26 protein-coding genes are annotated in these 23,461 nt (G+C 32.7%); 13 read left to right on the forward strand and 13 right to left on the reverse strand.

The window, feature by feature from the left end:
• Position 1: 1 nt before the first annotated feature.
• Complete coding sequence (locus tag FJOH_RS03260) at positions 2-511, forward strand: hypothetical protein (protein ID WP_012022712.1); 510 nt, start codon at positions 2-4, stop codon at positions 509-511.
• A 17-nt stretch (positions 512-528) separates the two neighbouring features.
• Here the strand turns inward: FJOH_RS03260 and FJOH_RS26910 are convergent, their stop codons facing one another.
• The gene (locus FJOH_RS26910; RefSeq protein ID WP_165768459.1) at positions 529-705 is read right to left on the reverse strand and encodes a hypothetical protein; all 177 of its coding nucleotides are present in this window, start codon (positions 703-705) and stop codon (positions 529-531) included.
• 163 nt (positions 706-868) lie between these two features.
• Between FJOH_RS26910 and FJOH_RS03265 the strand changes: the two genes are divergently transcribed.
• The 10 genes from FJOH_RS03265 to FJOH_RS03315 all read left to right on the forward strand — a co-directional run bounded on the left by FJOH_RS03265 (position 869) and on the right by FJOH_RS03315 (position 8,671).
• Positions 869-1,312 carry a hypothetical protein gene (locus tag FJOH_RS03265; RefSeq protein WP_012022713.1) on the forward strand — a complete coding sequence of 148 codons (444 nt, stop codon included), beginning with the start codon at positions 869-871 and terminating at the stop codon, positions 1,310-1,312.
• Positions 1,309-2,238, forward strand: a complete 930-nt coding sequence (locus FJOH_RS27125) for a hypothetical protein (RefSeq protein ID WP_012022714.1) — start codon at positions 1,309-1,311, stop codon at positions 2,236-2,238. Before FJOH_RS03265 ends, FJOH_RS27125 begins: the two co-directional genes overlap by 4 nt.
• A gap of 62 nt (positions 2,239-2,300) precedes the next feature.
• Complete coding sequence (locus tag FJOH_RS03280) at positions 2,301-3,332, forward strand: hypothetical protein (protein ID WP_012022715.1); 1,032 nt, start codon at positions 2,301-2,303, stop codon at positions 3,330-3,332.
• Positions 3,333-3,383: 51 nt separating this feature from the next.
• Positions 3,384-3,968, forward strand: coding sequence for an SMI1/KNR4 family protein (locus FJOH_RS03285; protein ID WP_012022716.1), 585 nt, complete (start codon positions 3,384-3,386; stop codon positions 3,966-3,968).
• A 49-nt stretch (positions 3,969-4,017) separates the two neighbouring features.
• Positions 4,018-4,587 (forward strand): hypothetical protein, encoded by a 570-nt coding sequence (locus FJOH_RS03290; protein ID WP_012022717.1) that lies wholly within the window; start codon positions 4,018-4,020, stop codon positions 4,585-4,587.
• Between the two features lie 18 nt (positions 4,588-4,605).
• Complete coding sequence (locus FJOH_RS03295; protein WP_012022718.1) at positions 4,606-5,340, forward strand: hypothetical protein; 735 nt, start codon at positions 4,606-4,608, stop codon at positions 5,338-5,340.
• Positions 5,341-5,516: 176 nt separating this feature from the next.
• Entirely contained in the window at positions 5,517-6,065 is a 549-nt protein-coding gene (locus FJOH_RS03300) for an STM3941 family protein (protein ID WP_012022719.1), read from the forward strand.
• A 2-nt stretch (positions 6,066-6,067) separates the two neighbouring features.
• Positions 6,068-6,814 (forward strand): hypothetical protein, encoded by a 747-nt coding sequence (locus tag FJOH_RS03305; RefSeq protein ID WP_012022720.1) that lies wholly within the window; start codon positions 6,068-6,070, stop codon positions 6,812-6,814.
• Between the two features lie 173 nt (positions 6,815-6,987).
• On the forward strand, positions 6,988-8,148 hold the full coding sequence (locus FJOH_RS03310; protein ID WP_012022721.1) for a leucine-rich repeat domain-containing protein: 1,161 nt from the start codon (positions 6,988-6,990) through the stop codon (positions 8,146-8,148).
• Positions 8,149-8,275: 127 nt separating this feature from the next.
• A complete protein-coding gene (locus FJOH_RS03315) occupies positions 8,276-8,671 on the forward strand; it encodes a helix-turn-helix domain-containing protein (protein ID WP_012022722.1) in 396 nt (131 codons plus the stop codon).
• 690 nt (positions 8,672-9,361) lie between these two features.
• Here FJOH_RS03315 and FJOH_RS03320 read toward each other — a convergent pair.
• From FJOH_RS03320 to FJOH_RS03330, 3 genes are read right to left on the reverse strand one after another with little or no spacing between them, the layout of a single operon-like run.
• The gene (locus FJOH_RS03320; protein ID WP_012022723.1) at positions 9,362-10,321 is read right to left on the reverse strand and encodes a lipid A deacylase LpxR family protein; all 960 of its coding nucleotides are present in this window, start codon (positions 10,319-10,321) and stop codon (positions 9,362-9,364) included.
• Complete coding sequence (gene mtgA / locus FJOH_RS03325; protein WP_012022724.1) at positions 10,308-11,093, reverse strand: monofunctional biosynthetic peptidoglycan transglycosylase; 786 nt, start codon at positions 11,091-11,093, stop codon at positions 10,308-10,310. Before mtgA ends, FJOH_RS03320 begins: the two co-directional genes overlap by 14 nt.
• Complete coding sequence (locus FJOH_RS03330) at positions 11,093-12,205, reverse strand: NAD(P)/FAD-dependent oxidoreductase (RefSeq protein ID WP_012022725.1); 1,113 nt, start codon at positions 12,203-12,205, stop codon at positions 11,093-11,095. The genes mtgA and FJOH_RS03330 overlap by 1 nt, the downstream gene beginning before the upstream one ends.
• A gap of 240 nt (positions 12,206-12,445) precedes the next feature.
• On the opposite strand from FJOH_RS03330, the gene FJOH_RS03340 reads away from it, so the two are divergent.
• Positions 12,446-14,347, forward strand: a complete 1,902-nt coding sequence (locus tag FJOH_RS03340; RefSeq protein WP_012022726.1) for a S9 family peptidase — start codon at positions 12,446-12,448, stop codon at positions 14,345-14,347.
• 179 nt (positions 14,348-14,526) lie between these two features.
• Complete coding sequence (locus FJOH_RS03345; RefSeq protein WP_012022727.1) at positions 14,527-16,968, forward strand: ATP-binding response regulator; 2,442 nt, start codon at positions 14,527-14,529, stop codon at positions 16,966-16,968.
• Here FJOH_RS03345 and FJOH_RS03350 read toward each other — a convergent pair.
• The 9 genes from FJOH_RS03350 to FJOH_RS03390 all read right to left on the reverse strand — a co-directional run bounded on the left by FJOH_RS03350 (position 16,965) and on the right by FJOH_RS03390 (position 23,381).
• A complete protein-coding gene (locus FJOH_RS03350) occupies positions 16,965-18,326 on the reverse strand; it encodes a sigma-54-dependent transcriptional regulator (RefSeq protein ID WP_012022728.1) in 1,362 nt (453 codons plus the stop codon). The two genes, FJOH_RS03345 and FJOH_RS03350, sit on opposite strands and share 4 nt — an antisense overlap.
• A gap of 130 nt (positions 18,327-18,456) precedes the next feature.
• Positions 18,457-18,753 carry a hypothetical protein gene (locus tag FJOH_RS03355; RefSeq protein ID WP_012022729.1) on the reverse strand — a complete coding sequence of 99 codons (297 nt, stop codon included), beginning with the start codon at positions 18,751-18,753 and terminating at the stop codon, positions 18,457-18,459.
• Positions 18,754-18,769: 16 nt separating this feature from the next.
• Positions 18,770-19,066, reverse strand: a complete 297-nt coding sequence (locus tag FJOH_RS03360; RefSeq protein ID WP_012022730.1) for a PepSY-like domain-containing protein — start codon at positions 19,064-19,066, stop codon at positions 18,770-18,772.
• An 18-nt stretch (positions 19,067-19,084) separates the two neighbouring features.
• A complete protein-coding gene (locus FJOH_RS03365) occupies positions 19,085-19,375 on the reverse strand; it encodes a hypothetical protein (protein WP_012022731.1) in 291 nt (96 codons plus the stop codon).
• 27 nt (positions 19,376-19,402) lie between these two features.
• Positions 19,403-19,699 carry a hypothetical protein gene (locus FJOH_RS03370; protein ID WP_012022732.1) on the reverse strand — a complete coding sequence of 99 codons (297 nt, stop codon included), beginning with the start codon at positions 19,697-19,699 and terminating at the stop codon, positions 19,403-19,405.
• A gap of 111 nt (positions 19,700-19,810) precedes the next feature.
• Complete coding sequence (locus tag FJOH_RS03375) at positions 19,811-20,107, reverse strand: hypothetical protein (protein ID WP_012022733.1); 297 nt, start codon at positions 20,105-20,107, stop codon at positions 19,811-19,813.
• A gap of 306 nt (positions 20,108-20,413) precedes the next feature.
• Positions 20,414-21,760: an acetyl-CoA carboxylase biotin carboxylase subunit gene (gene accC, locus FJOH_RS03380; RefSeq protein WP_012022734.1), complete on the reverse strand. Its 1,347-nt coding sequence runs from the start codon at positions 21,758-21,760 to the stop codon at positions 20,414-20,416.
• Positions 21,761-21,870: 110 nt separating this feature from the next.
• Positions 21,871-22,359 carry an acetyl-CoA carboxylase biotin carboxyl carrier protein gene (accB, locus tag FJOH_RS03385; RefSeq protein ID WP_012022735.1) on the reverse strand — a complete coding sequence of 163 codons (489 nt, stop codon included), beginning with the start codon at positions 22,357-22,359 and terminating at the stop codon, positions 21,871-21,873.
• Positions 22,360-22,382: 23 nt separating this feature from the next.
• The gene (locus FJOH_RS03390; RefSeq protein WP_012022736.1) at positions 22,383-23,381 is read right to left on the reverse strand and encodes a beta-ketoacyl-ACP synthase III; all 999 of its coding nucleotides are present in this window, start codon (positions 23,379-23,381) and stop codon (positions 22,383-22,385) included.
• Positions 23,382-23,461: the final 80 nt, after the last annotated feature.

Consider the following 23,461-nt stretch of genomic DNA (forward strand, 5'->3'; position numbering starts at 1 on the left):
GATGGCAAAAAAGAAAATAAATATTGTATTAATAATTGTAGTTATTGCACTCTGGGGAGCTGTTTTTTATAAAACCGTATACAAGTATTTTTCTTCACAGGAAACATTTGCAAATGAAACTTACACGGCACAAAATGTAAAATTTAACCAGATACATAAAGACACATTTGCATTAGAAACTATTACAAGAGATCCGTTTTTAAATAAACAGACTCAGCAAGTTGTTATTCCTGCACAAAAACAATACAGCGCAGTTACTTCTACAGCAGTAAAAAAAACAGCAGCGCCAATTGCTAAAACAAGACAATTAACAATTTGGCCTGCAATATCTTACCATGGATATATAAAAGATTCGAAAGGGGAACTCGTTATAATGAAAATCGACAATAAAATGTATCGTTTGCGAAAAGATGCTCTAATTGATGGAATAGCACTTAAAAAAATAACTCGTGATTCATTAGAATTAGATTTTAATAGAGAAAGAAAAATAATTGCTCGTTTTAAAATTTAATTCACTCCTTCATACTCTTACTTTTCATTAGCAGAATCTTCAGCATCTACATCGGCTTTTTCAGCTTTTTTGAAATCATTATTCAGTAAGTCTGTTAGTTTCTTTTTTTCTTTTTGATTTTTTCTGATCGTTAGTACAACCAAAAGAACAACCAATAGTACGACAGCTCCTATTACAATCCAGTTAATTTCCATAGTTTTAATTTTGAATAAAAGTAAAAATTAAAACTATTCGCCATATTATCAAAAGGTTAAGCATTTTATCTTTGAGTAAAAACTTTCTTGATACAAATATCACTTTTGAAAGATATTTCTTTAAACAGGTTTCATATTTTTGTTCAGTAATCAGAATTAAAAAATGAATCAAACTGTAAAACCCAAAATAGTATCATTCTTCAAAAAACTCATTATAATTGCGTTTCTGCTTTTCATTTTTACTTTCATAGAAATATATTGGGCAATGGGAAGTCTCTCTGAAAGAATTTCCAGCGGAAATCCAGACAGTCATTTTTTTGACGATGCTTATTTAGTATCCGTTTTTACGACCGTTTTTCTAACAATTGTGTTTCTGCTTTTTACTTTCATAAAAAACAAATATTTAAAAATTACAATTGAATTAATATCCTTAATTTCAGTTTGGTTTTTCTGGAATTACAGCATTTTTGTCGATCGTGAATCGTCGTGGAGCACTTATCTTTTTAAAGAAGAATTGCTTTATACACTTTCATTATCATTTCTGCCTATTTGGGTTTTATCAATAGTTACTGTATTTACTTTACATTATATCTTAAAAAAATTATGAGTCAGAGTAAAAAAATAATATTGCGAATCTATTTCATGATCTGTGTACTTTTTGTGCTGAACTGTCTGTTATATTATTTTAAAGAAATCAGTCTTCGCGGCTATTACAGCGATGTCGTTTTATCATGGCTCTGGCTGATAAGCAGTTTTGTAATTATTATCGTTTTTTGGAAAAAGCTCTTAGCAAAACTCTTTTTGACAGCATTACTCATAACATTTGCAATGAGTATTATTGCTATGATGCTTCCTTTTTATACTTTATTACTTTCGAGCACATCTTTAGGTTTATACCAAAATAAAGATCTTAACAAAAATTACAGAGCACAAATTGTAGGCTACGGTGTTATGGTTAATCCGTGGCTTGAAGTAATTGAGAAAAAAGGTTTATTTGAAAAAAGAATTATCAAATGCACCGATTCTGAGCTTATGGATGACAATCTGGATATCAAAATCAGAACAGCAAAAGATATTATTTTTAAAAGTGAAACCGACAGTACCATTACGCTGGCTTTGTTTTACGGCGGACCAAACAAAACTATTACTTTCGATAAAAAAACAGGAAATATTGTATCGCAAATGCTCAATATAAAGGGACTGACTCAAAAATATGGCGGAACATGGTACGATGAAACCCAAAAATTGTATCTCACTTTTTATTTTGAAGAAGGATATGATTATGCAACCTTAAACACCTGGACTGGCAGCATAGATAAAAAAGAGAATATTGAAGCTTATAAAGCTTTTATAAAAGACAATAAATTAATCCTGCCTGCAGAAAACAGCGATCACCACGCACCTTATTGTGAAATAGATATTCAATACAATTTATTGGTTTACAAATGCAATGAGGGATTTAATTTTTCTGATAATTTCCTAAACACAAAAAAAACAATTTCTGTAACAAAATATAAACGCATAACAGATTAATTCTTCTTACAAATTGTAAATTTTCTATCTTGTACAACCTTTATTAAACCCCAATTTAATTTATGAAAATAAAACTATACGCCCTTTCTACAGTTCTTACGCTGTTCCTTTTTTCCTGCAACAAAAAAGAAAATACCACAGGCACACTTCCAGAAGTAACTGAACATACAGAAACAGAAACCGACACTTTACAAGAAACTGAAGAAACCCCGCGAAAAGAAAGCATTTATCTATTTACCCTTACGCCAAAAGACAGCAGCGATGTTGCTTTTGTTTCTCTTTCGGATATTTATCCTGCTGGCGACGAAAAAGACACACTTGCTTTACCCAACATAGAAAAAATGGGAAAAGAAAATGCGGCCTATTTTACGTTTGATAAAAACTACAGAAAAAGATTTTTCTCTAAAACCAATATTTCTGAAACCGATTCATTGTTTGTTTATGATTATGCCAAAAACAAACTGGTTTCTTTTGCGGTAAAAAATCTGAAAACTGCCGCAATGTTAAATGGATATTCTTCAGAAGAAGACTGGCCGTATCACAATTATGATTTTATGATTGGTTTTGAAATCAATAAAAAACATTTAAACGGATTCAGCGAATATTACAGAGACGCATTGGTATATGTAGGTAAAGAAAATCCGTTTTCGAAAGAACGTTTGAAACCTATTACATGGAAAAAAATTGCAAAAAAGGATTATCCGTCTAAAGCTTTAAAAAACAACGATCGTAATTTGCTAAAGAACACAGTAACAGGCAATACATATTTTTATAAAACTGACAGTCATGAGTATTTTTTACAAGACTATCTGGACAGCAATAAAATAATTTATGGCAGACGCCTTTTAGTTGTCGATTCTAAAACCAAAGATGTTATAATCGAAAAACTTTTCAGCCAAAGCGAAGGCACATCTCCTACTCCATTAAATTATGAAAATGGAGAAGATTCTATTGATCAATGGACGGGGAAACTTTTTAAAAACAAACCTGCCGTTGTTTTTGGTTTCGAATATCTTTCTTTTGGCTGCCCGAGTATTTCTGTAATCGACAAATCAAATGAAGAAATTAATATTCAATGCGATAATCGTCATTAAGAGCTAAAAATTCAAATTCTAAATTCCAACTACAAAAATTAAATTTATACAATGGAAGAAATTAAAAACCGTATCGCTGCATGCGAACTTGAATATGATGAAATCCAGGAATCTTCTTTGGCTTCAGATGAAGAAATACAAGAACTGACTTCTTATTTTTCTCTGCCTCTGCCACAAGAATTAATTACTTTTTACAAGACTGTCGGCGGTATAGAATCTGATGAAACTTTCCGTATTTCTTCGGCAGAAAACCTAATCAGATACATGAAACAAAGAACAGCTTTTTCTCATAATTCTGCGGGCATTATTGATATGATTATTGCTTTTTGGGCAAATGACAGACCAGAACTTCAAGAATATAAGCTTCTTACCGAAGAACAAACCCAAAAAATAAACGAAGCCTTTCCATGTATTGGCTGGATGATGTCTGAAGAAGATATTAATGAAAGCGGCGAATATGTTATTTTCGACAAAAACGGAAACTTTGCAAATATTTATTGCCATCAGGATAATATAAAAGCTGCCACAAATGAATTATTGAAACATCTGGAAACTGGTCTTCCAGAAAGATCTCTTGAAAATGTTCTGGAAGAATTATTTGAACGTGCCGAAGGAAATTTAAGCCGATGGGACTAAAACATCCATCTTCAAAATTTAAAACTACTATAAATCTAAACCTCATACTATGTCTGAATTAAGCTCTTTATATTGCAAAGTAAAAATTACAAAATCACAGCTCGAAAAGTTTTTAAACAGCCCGCTCGAAGAACCAGAATTAAATAAAAACTGGCTTGACTATTGGGAAAGTCGAAAAATGTATTCAAAATCGGTTTTGACTCAGGAACTGCTTCGCACATACAATGACGATATTAATAAGGAAGTTATCGACGGCTGGATTGATTATCCTGAAGCAATGGCGTTTTCAGATTATGATGAAACAACCGAAGAGTGGAATTGGGGAATGATGTTTTTTAGTGAAAACTTTGTAGAAATGATTCCTATGTTTGCCTTTATCATAAGCATGGAAAAATATGTAACTGAAAGTACTGAAAACAAAGCGATTGTTTTTCCTTTCTTTTGGGGAGATAATGCTGTTCATGCTTTTATTGAGTTCAAAGATGGAAAAGCGGTATTGTGCCCAAAAGCGCAAACCTTAAAAGATATAGATCCAGAGTTTTTAGAAAAGACAAAAGATTTCCTCAACAAAAAATGGGATCAGCTTTCTAAAGAAATGGATTTAGACAATTTAGATTAATCTTAAAAGTCGTTATTAATGATCAATCAGGACAATTTAAAATTATATACCTATAAAGAACTTAAAGTTGTACTCCCTGCGGGCACTCCATTTGAGAAATTATACGAAAAAGCAAAAGACAAAGAAAAATTTGACCAGCAGTTTATATGCGTTTACGAAGGGAATGTCGAAACTGAAGCTTTTTCTCCGCATGACGAAGTACAGTGGGGCGTTTATTATAAATTTATAGAAGAAAAAGAAAATATTCCGCTTTTCTCTGTTCCTGTTATTTTGGGAAATGTTACTTGCAAAACTGCTTCTCTGCGTGAAGTTTTAATAACTGGAAATCTTCACACTAAAAATCTCGATGTTAATTACACCTCAAGACCCAATACTTTTTCGCAGATAATGGGCAATGTAACAGTAGACGAAGTTTTGTTTACAACCGGAAAAGGTTTAGGCGGTAAAACATTTAACTTTCAGGTAAATGGCGATGTAAATATCCATACCTGGATTAATCTTGAACAGGCTGCTATTAAGGCAAAATCTTTAACGGTAAAAAAAGAATTTTCATTTCCGCAGGTTTATGTTACCGAAGACAGAAGTAAACATGCCCAAAAGAAAACAGATTGGAGCCGCCATAGTCTTGAAGAACTTACAAATCACTTCAATAAAGAACATCTTAATCTGGAAGAATATGAAAACTATGTCGATTTCTTTTTTCGTGTTCCTACTAAACTTTCAAAAGCAGATTATGATTATTTAATAAAATAATAAACACAGCCTGCTTTCTCATAAAGGATAGAAAATTTAATTGTTTTCTATCCTTTTTTTACTTCAAAAAATGGCTTATTTTAATATAAATATAGCTTTTTACAGCAGTAACATAGATTTTAAACATATTAGTTTTGTAAGATTTTATACATTATTAATAATCTGTCTTATTTTTTATGTTACAGCAAGACTTTTATATATCTCAAAAAAAGGTTCAAAAAAACATAATTCTATGTTCTTTTTTATTCCTTTCTTTTTTAGGCGGCCTTTGGTATGTATCTGGCTCCTTTTTTACCCAAGATGATTATGAACCCGCATTGGTTCTTATACTACTTCCATGTCTTGTTATCATTTTTAGCAAACTGCTAAAGGAAATACGATTTTTATCTAATACCTCACCATTTATTACAGTCTTAAACGAAGGCGTTGTTTTTTATGAAGACCATTTTGATCAAATTGGTTTAGTAAAATGGAAAGATATAGAACACTGTGATGACTTCTCAATAAATAACTTTTTCCACGAACATTACTTAATGGTATATGTAAAAAATCCTGAGTATTACAGTTCAAGAATAAAAGACAAAAAACAACTCTCTCAATATTTTCGTGCCAGCAAAAACAATCAAAATGCTCTTTTATGGGTAGAAACAAAACGTTTGGATCTTGATGTTATAGAAATCAAGAAGATATTTTTTCAAATGATAGAAGCAAACAAAAAAAATTAATAATGATTTATTATTATCAAATTAAAAATAAGCCTTTAACACAAAAAATGTTATTAGGCAAAACCTGTCCGGTTTGTAATAAAAAAGACACTTTACAACTTACCTTAAACACGAAATATGTATCGATCATTGTTCCTGTTTTTGGAATGGGCCGTACTACGAGCGTACATTGTACAGAGTGCCAGCATATTGTAAAATCAGAAACAGGACCAGTTTATGCAAAAAAAAGCTACACAAAAAAGATTAATAATGAAATAAATAATATAGACACCACTTATAAATCTTCAATTTGGCAGTTATTGTATCCATGGACTGGTATTTTGTTATTTGCAGGACTTATCATTACAGGACTTGCTATGACACGCATAAAAGAATATAGAAATTCTAAAATACAAGAAATTCTAGACAAACCACAATCTGGAGATATCTACAAAAGTGACTGGTATGAGAATGGCATGAGATTCTCAAAGGGAACTTTGGTAAAAGTTTTACGCATAAAAGGCGATACCCTTACTATTGTGCGTTCCTTACACATAATTGAAGGAGCAGCAGTATTCAGTAAAGAAAATTGGGAAAAAATACCAACCGATAGAGCATCTTTTTCATCTAAAGAGCATAAAATAAAATTATCACGATTTTTAAAAGATCTGGAATTTGAAGAATTCAGTACCTATACAACACATTTTTTAGGCAGAGTGATGGGCAGCGGCGATTCTAATTATGAGTTTGATGTAGTAGAACGAAAATAATTTGAATCAATCTTTTTAATGAAATTGAAATAGATAAATATAAAATACATCAAGCATTCTCGATTTTACACAAATTATTAATAGATTTTGAAATATAATATATACATTACTATTAATTCTCTTTAGTCGAGAACTGCAAGTTTGTTACCTATTATATTTAATTACATGACATTATGAATATTACCAATTCTTTTACTGATTCTGGATTTAGAGATTATGTCCTGAAAAATTTTTCGAAGGACAAAACAAGTATTCAAATAAGCGATGTAAAAAATATCACATCACTTAATTTAAAAAGTCAAAAGTTAGAAAATTTAAATGGTATTGAATATTTTACCTCATTAAACAGCTTAGACTGCTCTTATAACCAGATCCGTTCTATTGACATTAGCCAAAACTTATTACTAAAAGAATTAATTTGTAATGAAAATGAAATTCTATCACTTGATCTATCTGCAAATACACATTTAGAACATCTTAACTGCGCTTTCAACAGATTAAAAAAATTAAACATAAGCCATAATTTACTATTGGTAAAACTTATTTGTCATTGGAACCTATTAACTAATCTGGATCTTGAGAACAATTCTCTTTTAGAAGAACTTGACTTTGCTTACAACCATATTTTTGGAATTGAATTGGGAGTAAAACCTAAATTGAAAAATTTAAAATGCAGTCAAAATGGATTAATAAGTCTCGATGTAAGTGATTGTCCAGAATTAAAAGTTTTACATTGTGCTAATAATTCTCTTTTATCAATAGAGCTGGCAAAAAATGTAATCATGGAAGATTTACGTTGTTTTTATAACCATATCACGACACTTGATATCAGCCAGAATAAATTACTTGAAACTCTATATTGTTCAAACAACAAAATTTCTGTATTAGATACCAGTCACAATACAAAATTGCAAACACTGGATTATTCCAATAATCTCATCTGGGAAAAAGACTTTCTAATAGATGAAATAGGTGTTTTTAAATATAATGTATCAACTTCGACTTACAACGCGAATCTTATTTTTGAGGATAAAGAACTCTATGTTTCCACAGAAGCCAGGACTTATAAAGAAATAGAAAAACTAAAAACGATAATAAAAACTTTTGGGAAAAACTTTTCTAAACTCAATCACGACGCTATTAACTTTATTAAACAACAACATCCTAATGAAGATGTTGAAAGCCTAAAACTATCTGATATTATTTTTGAAGACGAAAATACTTTTCGAATAGGTTTCGATGCTGGCGAATCACCCGCAGGACAATTGTTTTTGTATATCTCATTTGATAAAAACCTGAAAATGAATGATGAGATAATTTATGAAACGTATTAAAATAAAATAAAATCGTATGAAAAGTTGTATTTTTACTTCTTTTAAACGCTAAATCGTATTTTACCAAAACAAGTCTGTTTTTTACTGAAAATGGATTTGTAAAAGTTTTTTTAAATACCTTTGAATTATGAGCACAGCAACAAAACCAAATCATATAGGGCGAAAAATAAGCCGTATTCGTGAACTTCGCGATATGAAGCAAGAAGCTTTGGCACAAGCTTTAGGAACAAACCAGCAAGCTATTTCTACAATAGAAAATAGTGAAACTATAGACGAGGCAAAACTTATTGAAATAGCAAAAGCACTTGGTGTAACTCCAGAAGCTATAAAAAGTTTTTCGGAAGAAAATGTGTTTAATTATTTTAACACATTCACAGATAGCCACGGAAATTTTGGAAATTTTGCCAGTGGAGCAATTTGCAATTTCAATCCTCTTGACAAAGTAGTTGAACTTTATGAGCGTTTGGTTCAGGTTGAAAAAGATAAAGTTGAGTATTTAGAAAAATTAATGAAGGGGAAATAAGTCCTTTCTATTTATCATATAAAAAAGCCATTTCTAAAAACAGAATTGGCTTTTTGTTTTCTAACTAAGGAATTACTTTGTGTTCGGGTAATCCCTACGGGATATTTTTTTGGTGGGTTTTTCAATCTACCAATATGTAACTCCTAACGGAGTATTTCCGGGAAATTAATTAGGAGTAAACAAATATTGATAGAATTTTAGATTAGATATCTGTTTCAAATATTTAAACTTAAAAAAACTCCGCTAGAGTTACATATTGGTAAAATAAAATTAGATACCTGTTTCAATATTTAAACTTAAAAATTACTCCGTTAGGAGTTACATATTGGTAGAATAAAATTACAGCCCCAAACATTTGTCTCGTAGGGACTTTATAGATTTTGATTTTAAAACTCGATAACACAGATTGTAAATCTGTTTCCATAAAGTATATCCTGAAATAATTCAGCTTATTAAATAATTACTTGTTTTTGTGCCTGTGAATAAGAAAAAAAACTATTGCCCAAAACAAACTGAATAAAAGAATAAGTATTCTAATCGCAACAAGTTTTACATCTGTATAACCTCTAAAATGCCTAATTTCGAAGGCATTGGTACTAATAAACTGTACCATGCAATAGATAAAAAAAAGAGCAAAAATTAAAGACAATACTTTATATATAAATCGGCTCATTTCTTACGATGCAAATATTACTTCAACAAAAATCCTAATCGAATCGAACCATAAAAATATCCGGTATTTGTATCGTTAACATCGCCTTTAAGTTCTCTTCCGCGGTAAATAAAAGAATATGAAATATTGAAATTGTTGTGACGGTATTTTAAACCAGCTTCTCCATTGAAACGAAGCGGCACCAAATCGAAAGTAATTGGGCTTGAATCGTTAAACATACTGCCTTCGATCGTGGCATCATAAAACTGATAATTAACGCTTGGCATTGCATAGAAATAAAATTCTCTAATATTTGGCTGAGCATTTGCATTTACCGAAGCATCATGAAGATTAGAATCGTAAATTGGAATCAATTTTTTAAACCCAAATCTCGCCATAAATCCTGTTGAAACTCCTGTAAAAATAGTTCCCAAATTAGCTTCAGATTGAAAATGAAGATCAACAAAATCATTGTGTGCAGAAGCAAACATTTTTTTAGAATACATAACATGCGCCTGAAGTCCCAAAGCATTATGAATCTGGTTTTCCCAGCCATATACTTTTTTATAACCAATCATGTTATGAAAACCTTTCTGTAAATTTTCTCCAAGAGAATTTGGCCCTATAAATCCAATTTGAAAATCTGTTTTTAAAACTGATTCGCTTTCATAAAAAAAGCTTCTTCCGGCTTCGGCAAAAAGATATCCGGCAAAAGGGCGGTCGTTTATCGTAACCGCTTCTTTGTTTATAAATCTTGGATTATAAAGATATTGCCCAATTCTAAATTCGGTGATTTTTTTATTGATTTTCTGATTATCATTTTTAGATAAAAATCGATAAAAAAGTTCCAAACCATTGGTATAATACATATCGTATTTAGACGATGTATATAAATCATTGTCGGTTATAAAACCTATTTCTGTAGTTTTTCCTTGTCCAAAAGTTAACGCTGTGGTCAAAATCAGAAAAGCAAAAAATGCTTTTTTATTTTTTCCCATCTCCTTTATAATTGATTTTTCCAACATAACGCATCTCGCGAACAATTCTTTCTTTTCTTCTGTTAATATAACTTGATGATCCCGTAGCTTTAAATTTTCTTGGATTTGGCAAAATTGCTGCAATTCCAGCAGCCTGCATTGGCGTTAAACTCGAAGCATCTCTGCGGTACCAATGTTCAGTTGCGGCATAAGCACCATAAACACCGTCGCCCATTTCGATACTGTTTAAATACACTTCCATGATTCGTTCTTTACCCCAGATAATTTCAATTAAAACGGTAAAATAAGCTTCAAGACCTTTACGCAGGTAACTTTTTCCCTGCCATAAAAAAACGTTTTTGGCTGTTTGCTGCGAAATGGTGCTTCCGCCTCGAATTCGGCGTCCGCGTTCGTTGCTTTTATACGCTTTTTGAAGCGCTTTAAAATCGAAACCATTGTGCGTTAAAAAAGTGGCATCTTCACTGGCAATAACTGCTTTTTGTAAATTCATTGAAATTTTTTCAATTGGTTCCCAGTCATGGTCAAAATAAACCTCTTTTCCGTCCATTTTATTTTCGATAGCACGAATAATCATCAAAGGTGTAAAAGGTACTGGTACATATTTAAAAAACACAACCGATGCGATTGAAACTCCAAAGAACCACAAAGCAGCTTTAATAAAAAACCATTTTACTTTTTCTCCAAAAGAGCGATTTGATTTTTTTGAAGATGCTGTTTTAGGTTTTGGTTTGCTTGTAGTCGTTTTTGGTACTGGTTTCTTGGTTGCTGCCATTATATTAAATCTGCTAATTCTGTTCCTATTAAACTTCCTATCGCCACTCCCATTCCGCCTAAACGCACTCCGCAGAACACATTTTCAGAAAGCTGGGTTACGACAGGATTCTTACTATTTCCTATTCCCATGATACCGCTCCATCGGTGCGCAATCTGAAAATCCTGATTTGGTAAAATTACATTTTTCAGTAAATCTTCCAATCTATTTTGAATAATTTTCGTCTCTCCAAATTCAGTTGTTGTTTCACCTTCAAAATCAAGGTTTCGACCGCCTCCTAACAAAATACGATCGTTAATATTTCTAAAATAATAATAACCGCGGTCTAAATGAAACGTACCTTTAATATCTAAATCACGAATAGGCTCTGTAATAAGCACTTGCGCTCTTGCAGGTTTTACAGCTCCTTTTGTTATTTCGCCTGCAAAACCATTGGTTGCAAAAAGCAGTTTATGAGTTTTAAAGCTAAAATCGTTCACTACAACTTCAACATGGTTTCCGGCATCGGAATACGATTTTACCGTTTGCTGGTTTAAAATTAAAATATCTGCAGAAACTGCCTGTTTCAACAATTCCTGCATCATATTTCCAGTATCAATTTGTCCTTCAAACGGATTAAAAATTAAATACTCGTGAATATTTTCAAATCCAAATCGATCTACTTCTTTTGAAAAAACATCAGCTTTAAAAAGCGGTTTCAAAACTTCATTGATAAACGGAATTTTAGAAATGCATTCGCTAAACCCAAATTCATCTTCTTTTAGAAACAATTCATATCCGCCGTGAGGTTTAAAATCGATTGCCTGATCTCCTAATTTTTTTCGAAGTAATTGTAACCCTTTCCAGCGTTTTTCGATAAGTGCCACAACATCATCTTCTGAATGTATTTTTAAGTCATCCATAATTTCAGACAAACTCCCAAAACAGGCAAAACCAGCATTCTTGGTACTCGCCCCTTGTGGCAGCATTCCTCTTTCGAGAATCAGAATTTTGGCAGCAGGAAATCTTTCGCGCAAGCGTAATGCTGTATGCAGACCTACGATTCCACTCCCTGCAATTGTATAATCAACATTCGTGAACCAGTTTTTTAGTTCCCAGTAGCTTAGTTCCATTTTTTAGAGTTTTTATAAAAATAATGATTTTTTTGAACCATATAAAAAATGTAAGTTCATTTAAATACTTTGTCTCGCTGAGCGAAGTCGAAGCCTCTTACTTTGCACCCTTCGACTTCGCTCAAGGTGACAATTGCACAATATCATTCAAAACTTTAACAATAATTGGGATTTGGAATTTAACAACTTGGGGCTTAAAAGTTGTATTTTTAGCGCACAAAAAAATAGAATAATTTGATTATGAAAAAAGTATTATTAACAACCTTAATAATGATGAGTTTAAACGCTATCGGGCAGAATGTTATGTCTCCGGAATTGTTATGGAAATTAGGCAGAGTTACACCGCTTGGAATTTCTAAAGATGCAAAAAATGTAGTTTTTAAGGTTTCTACACCTTCTGTAGAAGAAAACAAATCGCATTCTAAATTTTACACTATTCCTGTAAACGGGGGAAATGCAACCGAAATTAAAGATACAAAAGACATTCTTGCTGATAAAAACATTTCTCCAGACGGAAAATATGTTGTGTACAACGAAGAAGTAAAAATTGATAAAGTTTTAGGTAAAGATTTTTATCCAAAATTAGACAAATCTGATGCTCAAATTTATGATGGATTAGATTACCGTCATTGGGATACCTGGAACGAAGGAAAATTTAATCACGTTTTTTATAAAGAAAACAAAGACGGCGCAAAAGGAATTGACATCCTGAAAGGTGAAAATTTTGATTCTCCGCAAAAACCTTTTGGCGGTGACGAAGATTATATCTGGTCGCCAGACAGTAAAAGCATTTTTTATGTGTGCAAGAAAAAAGCAGGAACTGCTTATGCGATTTCTACCAACACAGATATTTATGAGTACAATTTAGAAACTCAAAAAACAACCAATAAAACCGATGGCAATTTAGGTTACGATACAGCACCGCAGTTTTCTCCAACAGGAAATTTATCTTGGTTACAAATGAAACGCGACGGTTACGAGTCTGACAAAAACGATATCATTGTTGAGTTTAAAGGAATCAAAACAAATTTAACGGCAAACTGGGACGGAACTGTAGATAATTTCATCTGGAGTAAAGACGGAAAAACGGTGTTTTTTGTTGCGCCAATTGACGGAACAAAACAACTTTTCTCTGTTAACTTTCCGGGGTTGACTAAAATCGCGATTCAAGTTCGTCAGTTAACAAACGGTGATTTTGACGTAAATGATTTAGTAGGTTTTTCTGGAGATGATATTATTGTTACCAGAACAGATATGAATCATGCTGGTGAGATTTTTTCTTTTAATTTGAAGAAAAATACCTGGAAACAATTATCAAACGTAAATACTGATACTTATAAAACTTTAGCATTAAGCAAAACCGAAAAACGTTACGTTACAACAACTGACGGTAAAAAGATGCTGGTTTGGGTAATCCTACCTCCAAACTTTGATGCTTCTAAAAAATATCCAACTTTATTATTCTGCCAAGGCGGACCTCAAAGCGCGTTGACACAATCGTATTCTTTCCGTTGGAATTTCTCTTTAATGGCAGCAAAAGGGTATGTTGTTGTTGCTCCAAACCGCCGCGGAATGCCGGGTCATGGCGTTGAATGGAACGAGCAGATTAGTAAAGACTGGGGCGGACAGGTTATGGACGATTACCTTTCGGCAATTGACGACGTTGCCAAAGAAAGTTATGTTGACAAAAGCCGTCTAGGATGCGTTGGTGCCAGCTACGGAGGATATTCTGTATTTTACTTAGCAGGAATTCACAACAATCGTTTTAAAACTTTTATCGCTCATGATGGTGTTTTCAATACGGTCTCAATGTTAGGAACAACTGAAGAAGTTTTCTTTAACAACTGGGATTTTGGCGGACCTTATTGGGAAAAAGACAATGCTGTGGCTCAAAAAGCTTACACAACTTTTAACCCGGCAACTTTGGTTCAAAACTGGAACAGACCAATTTTGATTTTCCAGGGAGGAAAAGATTTCCGTGTGCCAATCGGACAGGGACAAGAAGCTTTTCAGGCAGCACAGTTAAGAGGAATTAAAAGCCGCTTTGTATATTTTCCAGATGAAAACCACTGGGTTCTGCATCCGCAAAATGCTCAGGTTTGGCAGGGAGAATTCTTTAAATGGCTGAACGAGACATTGTAAAATCAAGAATTAAAATAAACTTAACCGCAGTATTAGTTATATAATCTGCGGTTATTTTATTTTTAGAACATTGGAATTATATAAATATTTGGTTTATATTTCCTTTTCTTAAATTGAAATTTTAGATAAATTGCAAGGAATTCAAATATTAAAAAACTTCCCCAACCCCAATAAATATTATGGAGAGCAAAAAAAGTTACACAGCACTCAAAGTTCTATTCAGCTATGTTGCATTACTTGCTTTGGTTGTAACTGTAGGGTGGTTTTTATATTCTGAAAATGTAGTTTATAAAAAACTGGAAGATAAAATTGCTCAGGAAAAAACCAAAATCCTGCGTGTAAGTAAATTGTTTTCGAATGTTTACAAAACAGAAAGTTTAGCCAGACAAACCATTCAGACTAATTCTGAAAAAGATTTTAAAAGCTACCTTATCGAAACCGATTCTTTAAAAGCCAGAATTGACACTCTAAAACAAATCGTTACCACAGAATATCAAAAAACACTTTTGGATAGTGTAACGTATTTATTGTCTGAAAAAACAGAAAACATCAGGCAGTTAAAAACCATAAAAAACAAAGCCGAAGATGAAGTCTCTGTCAATAATGCTATTGATGAGATTACAAAAATGGAGTTTAACCTTCGAAAACTGGAACTTCAGGATTTTACCAAAAATCCAAATGAGTTAGGAAGTTATCAGCGAAATGTACTGCAGAAATATGTGGATTATTTAAATCAAAATATTCCCGACGACAGCACTAACACATTGAGTAAAAAAGCATCGGATTCTATTTTGGCCAATTCTAAAAAACTGCTCAGCAACGTAAAAATGAAAGCAGAAAAGAAAAAGGAAACGCTGAATTTTGAAGAAAATAAATTGTTGAAAAATGAAATTGCAATTTCAGACCAGCTTCGAAAAGTGCTTCGTATTATAGAACGAGAAATTATAATCAACTCAATAAAAAACAATTCCTTAAAAGAAAAATCACTTAAAAAAGTCAACGAAATTGTGACGGCTTCGGCAATTGCAGGTTTAATTTTGACTCTGTTTTTTTCTGTTTTAATTGTAAGCGATTATTCAAAATCGCAGGTGTATAAAAAACAGCTTGAGATTGCGAATTTCAAAACCAAGAATTTATTAAAAAGCCGTGAACAATTAATCTCGACGGTAAGTCATGATTTGAAAACGCCTTTGAGTACTATTGTGGGCTATTCTGAACTTTTGGGTAATTCTGATATTAATACGAAACAGTCGTATTTTATTAAAAACATCAAAAATTCATCTGAATACATTACACAGCTGGTTCAGGATTTATTAGACTTTTCGAGAATTGAAGCCGGAAAAATCACTATTGAGAAAGTTCCATTTTTTCTCCCTGAAATTATTGAAGATACAGCCCGAAATATCCAGACAGTTTACAAACAAAAAAACATTGATTTGATTATTAATGTAGATGAAAAACTGAACACGAGAGTTGTAGGCGATCCGTTTCGACTGAAACAGATTTTGAGCAATATTATTGGGAATGCTTATAAATTTACCGAAGAAGGTCATATCAAAATCAGTTCGTATGTTAGTGAAAACGAAAACTTTTTTGTTATTACAATTGAAGATACCGGAATTGGAATTGAGAAAGGCAATCTAAAACTCGTTTTTGAAGAGTTTGCCCAAGCGAATGAAAATATCGAAAAGAAATATGGCGGAACTGGTTTAGGCCTTTCTATCTGCCAAAAGATAATTTCATTTATGGGCGGAAGAATTAGTCTGGAAAGTACTTTTGGCAAAGGCAGTACATTTGAAATTAAAGTTCCTTTGGTATTTGATCACAACGAAATTACGGTTGAAGAAATCAAGCGAAACATTAATCGAAATACAAAAAAACAAACTTTCATTGTTATTGATGATGATATTAATCTGCTCAATTTAACAAGCGGTGTTTTAAGACAGGAAAACCACGAAGTATTTTCTTTTACCAGCGCCGGAAAAGCTCTGGAAGCAATTCAGAATACTAAATTCGATTTTGTGATTACCGATATTCAAATGCCGGAAATTGATGGTTTTATGTTTTTGGAAAAACTTCGCAATTCGTCAAACGGTATATATAAAAATCAGCCGGTAATTGCTTTAACCGGAAGAACTGATCTCGATTCTGCTATTTACACCAGAGCTGGTTTTACAACGGTAATTAAAAAACCTTATTCTCCAAGAATACTATTAGAAACCATTCAGAATATTTTAGATAATGAAACGCTTCCTGAAGTTGAAATAAATGATCCCGCAGAGGTTACTTCGCCTCAATTGTATTCGTTAGAAACTCTAAAAGATTTTTTGGGTAATGATAATGATGCTTTGAATGATGTTTTAAAAGCTTTTATAATAAGCAGTAACGAAAATTTAGATTTACTTGAAAAAGCGGTTAATGAAGAAAATATTCCCGAAATAAATTCTATAGCACACCGAATTGCGCCAATGTTCAAACAGATAGAAGCCCGAGATATTGGGACAATATTAAAAACATTAGAGCAGAATAATCTGGAAATTTCAGATTTAAGGGATATTTATGCTGCTTTAAAAGCAAAAACAACTAAACTATTTACTGCTTTAGAACAGGAAATAGTTTAATCGATATTGTATTGCTTTAATTTATTGTAAAGTGTTTTTCTGGTAATTTTTAAAAGTTTTGCAGCTTCAGATTTGTTGTTTTGAGTTCTGTTAAGCGCCTGAATAATGGCTTCTTTTTCATTGTCTGACAATGAAAAACTAGTACTGCTAAAACCTGGCTTTTGTTTCTCTGCCTGAAAAAATTCGATTGGCAGAACATCACTTTCTATAAAATCGCCCTGAGTTAAAAGCGTAGATCGTTTAACACAGTTTTGAAGTTCACGTAAATTTCCCGGCCAGCTGTAGTTTTGAAAAATAGAAACTACTTCCGGTGAAAAACCTATAACATCTTTATTTAACTGCTGATTGGCTTTTTCAAGGAAATAATCTGCAAAAACCATTAAATCTTCGTCACGATCTTTTAATGATGGAGACTGAATAGAGAATTCGTTGATTCTATGGTATAAATCTTCTCTAAAATCGCCGTTTTTTACTGCTTCGCGCAAATCTTCGTTTGTCGCAGTAATAATGCGTATATCGACGTTTATTTCTTTATTGCTTCCAACAGGTTTTATTTTTCTTTCCTGAAGCGCACGCAATAACTGAATTTGGTTTTCATAAGAAAGGTTTCCTATTTCATCAAGAAAAAGAGTTCCTCCGTTTGCAGCTTCAAAATATCCCATTTTATCGCTGATAGCACCCGTGAAAGAACCTTTTAAATGTCCAAAAAATTCACTCGCTGCCAATTCTTTTGGAATCGCACCGCAGTCTACCGCAATAAAATTATTGTTTTTTCTCTGGCTTTGCTGATGAATACTTTTGGCTATAATTTCTTTTCCGGTACCGCTTTCACCGATAATTAAAACTGACATATCGGTTGGACTTACCAGCTGAATATGATCTAAAAGTTTTTTAGAAGCAACTGAGATTCCTTTTACAAATTCATTTTCAGTTGAAGCGGTCTTTTTTACAGCTTTTTTTTGCTTTACAGGAGTTTCAATTTCTTCTTGCTCTTCCTTTGAAGTCTGGAGAGCATTTGTAATTACCAGTAAAACTTCATCAGGATTAAATGGTTTTGAAATATAATCTGCTGCACCATTTTTTATTGCTTTTACAGCCGTATTAACATCTGAATATCCAGTCATCAATATAACGGGAACTTGGGGGTATTCATTTTTGAATTCAGACATAAGTCCAATACCGTCAGAATCAGGCAGACGCAAGTCTGTCAAAATCAAATCAAATGATTCATTTTTGATTATTGCTCTGGCTTCTGAAGCGGAAAAAGCGACAGATACCTCATATTTGTTTTTTGTTAGAAATTTCTCTAATAGTTTACAAAATGAAATATCATCTTCTATTACTAATATCTTTGGCATTTGCTTTTAGGGACTTTTTTGCTAAAATAATACTATTAAAGTTATAATTTCTTAAAATTATGCGAAAAAAAAAGAGATTGCACGATGCAATCTCTTTTTCACCAAAAACATAAATCTAATTTCACCTAATTTATATCTTCAACCAGTTGCCATTGACATCTGAATACACAGTAGCCTTTTGGTCACCAACTGATATTTCTAATTTGTATTCTTTTTTATCATTAACATACGCTTTTACCAATTTTGCATTTGGATAAGCAGTTTGCAGAGCAGTTTTTACAGCCGCCGGTACAGCATCTGTAGTAACTTCAGTATATTCTGTTTGAACAGAAATCGATGTATTTACTTTATTTGGAGTTATTTCTGCTAATGCAGGAATTGACAAACTTCCTAAAATAATAGCTGCTGAGATGGCTAACTTTTTCATATTGCTCTGTGTTTAATTATTTTTTAATGATATTTCCTGAAGCATCTGTAAATACAGTATACTTTTTATCTCCGCTTGAAATTTCAAGTTTGTACTCATTCTTGTCGTTTTTGTACGCTTTTTCAAGTTTTGTACCTGGAAATGATTTTTCAATTGTTGACTTTACAGCTGCTGGTACAGCATCTGCAGTAACTTCAGTATATCCGTCCTGGATATTAACTGATGCAATTATTGAATTCACTTGTGATGGAACAGCTGCCTGTACAGACAAACCTCCCAAAATAATTGCTGCTGATAAGATTAATTTTTTCATAATGCTTAATTTTTATAATTATTTTTTAAGGATGTTCCCTGTTGCATCAGTGTAAACAATCGATTTTTCTCCTCTTACTGTGATTTCAATCTTGTATTCTTTATTTGAATTCACAAATGCTTTTTCAAGTTTTACACCCGGATAAGCATCGTCCAGAGATTTTTTAATCGCCGCCGGAACGGCGTCGACTTCTTTATAATCATCCTGATAGTTTACTGAATTTACTGTCGTGGTGGTTAAAACAGTATTTTCTGCCTGCATTGACAGCCCTCCTAAAAGGATTGCTGCCGATAATATTAGCTTTTTCATAATAATAGTTTTTTAGGGTTAGTTTTTTTATTTTTTTACCCAAGTTCCATCTGCATTAGCATAAAGAGAACCTACTTTGTCTCCAACTGTTACTTCTAATTTATATTGAGAAGCACTGTTTTTGTATGCTTTATTAAGAACTGCATCTGGATATGCTTTTTTAAGTGCATCTGTTACCGCTGCGGGTACTTCTGTTAATGCTACTTCTGTATAATCATCTTGAAATGATACTTCTTTTACGATTGTATTTGAAATTGGAGAAGTTGAAGCAAATGATGTTAAACCTCCCAAAACGATTGCGGCTGATAAAAATAAATTTTTCATGATAGTGATATTTTAATATTGTTAATTTAATTTTAGTATTCTTAATCTGGATTTCCATAAGAACCTAAGTTAGATTGTTTTAATAGTTTTTACTCTTAGAGTTTTTTTGGATTATTTTTTAATCCAGGTTCCGTCAGCATTAGCGAATAGATTACCTACTTTGTCTCCTACTGTTACGTCTAATTTATACTCTGATTTCTCGTTTTTGTATGCTTTAGTAATTACAGCATCTGGATATGCTTTTTTCAAAGCTTCAACAATTGGTGCTGGTAATTCTTCTAATTTAATTTCAGTATAATCGTCTGCAACTGAAATAACTTTTATAATAGAGTTTGTAATTGGAGTTGTAGAAGCAAATGATGTCAAACCTCCTAAAACGATCGCGGCTGATAAAAATAAATTTTTCATAATGTGTATATTTTAATAGTTAATAGTTTGTTTTACACTTTAGATAAAGAAACTATTGTGCCGAAAACCAAACATTACTACTAAAACCTACATAAAGCCTTGTTATTAAAGGGATTTGGAGCTTTATGCCAAAAAATGAAAAATATAGAAAAGTGTGTAAACTGGTAAAACAGTGTGTAAAAAGTATACACAATTAGTGTTTACTTCAATTAAAAAACAATAAAACTTATCAAAATCAAAACAAGCTTATTGACAAAAAAATTTATTTTAGAACAAAAAAGGCCGTCAATATTGACGGCCTTTAAATTATTCTGGACTATTCATTTTAAAAGTATCCATAAATGCAGTTGTATAATCTCCTGCAATATATTTTGGATCATCCATTAATTGTCTGTGGAAAGGTATTGTAGTTTTCACACCTTCAATTACAAACTCATCAAGAGCTCTTCGCATTTTGCTGATAGCTTCTTCACGAGACTGCGCAGTTGTAATTAACTTAGCAATCATAGAATCGTAATTTGGCGGAATACTATAACCTGAGTAAACGTGAGTATCTAAACGAACTCCATGACCTCCCGGCATATGAAGCGTAGTAATTTTTCCTGGTGAAGGACGGAAATCATTATAAGGATCTTCGGCATTAATACGACATTCAATAGCGTGTAATTCTGGAAGGTAGTTTTTCCCAGAAATTGGAATTCCGGCAGCAACCATAATCTGCTCACGAATTAAATCGTAATCAATTACTTGTTCAGTAATAGGGTGCTCAACCTGAATACGTGTATTCATTTCCATGAAATAGAAGTTTCTATGTTTGTCAACAAGAAACTCTACAGTTCCAGCTCCTTCGTATTTAATGAATTCAGCAGCTTTTACAGCAGCTTCTCCCATTCTTGTACGTAAGTCATCTGTCATGAAAGGCGAAGGTGTTTCTTCAGTAAGTTTTTGGTGACGACGTTGTACTGAGCAGTCTCTTTCAGAAAGGTGACATGCTTTTCCATAAGAATCTCCAACAACCTGAATTTCGATATGACGTGGTTCTTCAATAAGTTTCTCCATGTACATTCCGTCATTTCCAAATGCTGCAGCAGCTTCCTGACGTGCGCTTTCCCAAGCTTTTAAAAGCTCATCTTCTTTCCAGATAGCACGCATTCCTTTTCCACCACCACCAGCAGTAGCTTTCATCATTACCGGGTAACCAATTTCTGCTGCTGTTTTTTGTGCATGTTCGTAAGATTCTAATAATCCGTCTGAACCTGGCACACATGGAACTCCTGCTGCTTTCATTGTAGCTTTTGCAGAAGCTTTATCTCCCATTCTGTCGATCATTTCAGGAGCGGCACCAATAAATTTGATTCCGTGCTCTTGACAAATTTTCGAGAATTTAGCATTCTCAGAAAGGAAACCGTATCCTGGGTGTATTGCGTCTGCATTTGTAATTTCTGCAGCAGCAATAATGTTTGACATTTTTAAATACGATAAGTTACTTGGAGGAGGACCAATACAAACCGCTTCATCTGCAAATTTAACGTGCAGACTTTCTGCATCTGCTGTAGAATAAACTGCAACAGTTTTGATTCCCATTTCCTTGCACGTACGAATTACACGAAGTGCAATTTCTCCTCTATTCGCAATTAATATTTTTTTAAACATCTTATTTTAATTAGATAATTAGACAATTTGATAATTAGATAATTTTAGATGCCTGATGTATTAATTCTGTCAGATCGATCTAAAATCTAAAATCTAAAATCTAAATTTATTTATGATGGATCTACTAAGAATAAAGGTTGATCAAATTCAACTGGAGACATATCGTCAACAAGAATTTTCACAATTTTACCTGAAACTTCTGATTCAATTTCGTTGAATAATTTCATTGCTTCAATTACGCAAAGAACATCTCCTTTAGCAACAGTGCTTCCAACTTCAGTGAAAACTGGTTTGTCTGGAGATGGTTTTCTATAGAATGTTCCAATGATTGGAGATTTTATAGTAACATATTTAGAATTATCAGCAGCAGGAGCTTGAGTTTCAGCCGGCACGTTTACAACTACTGGAGCAGTAACTTGCGGTGTTGCTTGAGGCAATGCAGCCTGAGCAGGTAATTGCTGAACATAAGTAGCTTCAGTTACATTTGTTTCTAAAGTTGTTCTAATAGTGATTTTTACATCATCCATTTCTAACTTCACTTCTGCAACGCCCGAATTTGCTACAAATTTGATTAGGTTTTGAATTTCTTTTAAATCCATAATGATTCGATTTTAGTTTTAATTTATTTCTTATCGTAAGCCCATTTTAGGTAAATAGATCCCCAAGTGAATCCACCTCCAAATGCTGCTAAAATAATATTATCTCCTTTTTTGAATTGATTTTCAAAATCGCTTAATACCAAAGGTAATGTTCCTGAAGTTGTATTACCATATCTTTCGATATTAACTAGTACTTTAGACTCTTCTAACTCTAGTCTTCCTGCAGTTGCATCGATGATGCGTTTGTTTGCCTGGTGAGGCACTAACCAATCAACATCCTGATTAGTTAAATTGTTTCTTTGCAAGATTAGTTCGCTGGCATCAGCCATATTGGTTACAGCATATTTAAAAACTGTTTTACCATCCTGCATAATATTGTGTTGTCTGTTTTTTACAGTATCTTCTGAAGCTGGAATTAAAGATCCTCCAGCTGGTATTTTAAGAAAATCGCGTCCTACACCATCACTTCTTAAATATTCGTCTTGCAGACCAAGACCTTCGTAATTTGGCTCAAACAAAACTGCCCCTGCTCCATCACCAAAAATAATACAAGTTGCTCTGTCTGTGTAATCTACAATTGATGACATTTTATCGGCACCAATTAAAAGAACTTTTTTATATCTTCCAGATTGTACATAAGCCGCAGCAGTAGACATTCCGTATAAGAAACTTGAACAAGCTGCCTGCAAATCGTATGCAAATGCATTAACAGCTCCAATTTCTGTTGCAACATAAACTCCTGTTGAAGCTACCATCATATCTGGTGTTGCAGTTGCCATAATAACCATATCAATTTCAAGAGGATCAATATTAGCTTTTGCTATTAAATCCTGTGCTGCTTGTATGGCAAGGTAAGATGTACCTTTATCAGCATCTTTAAGAATTCTTCTTTCTTTAATTCCTGTACGAGTGGTAATCCATTCGTCATTGGTATCTACCATTGTTTCCAACACTTTGTTTGAAAGCACAAAGTCTGGAACGTAGCCTCCAACAGCGGTAATTGCGGCTGTGATTGTATTCATTATATTCTATTATTTCCTTTCAAATATTAGTATTTGAAAAATTTTTAAAAGACTCGAAAATTACAAAAAAAATTAAAACG

Source organism: Flavobacterium johnsoniae UW101, assembly GCF_000016645.1.
Taxonomy (GTDB): domain Bacteria; phylum Bacteroidota; class Bacteroidia; order Flavobacteriales; family Flavobacteriaceae; genus Flavobacterium; species Flavobacterium johnsoniae.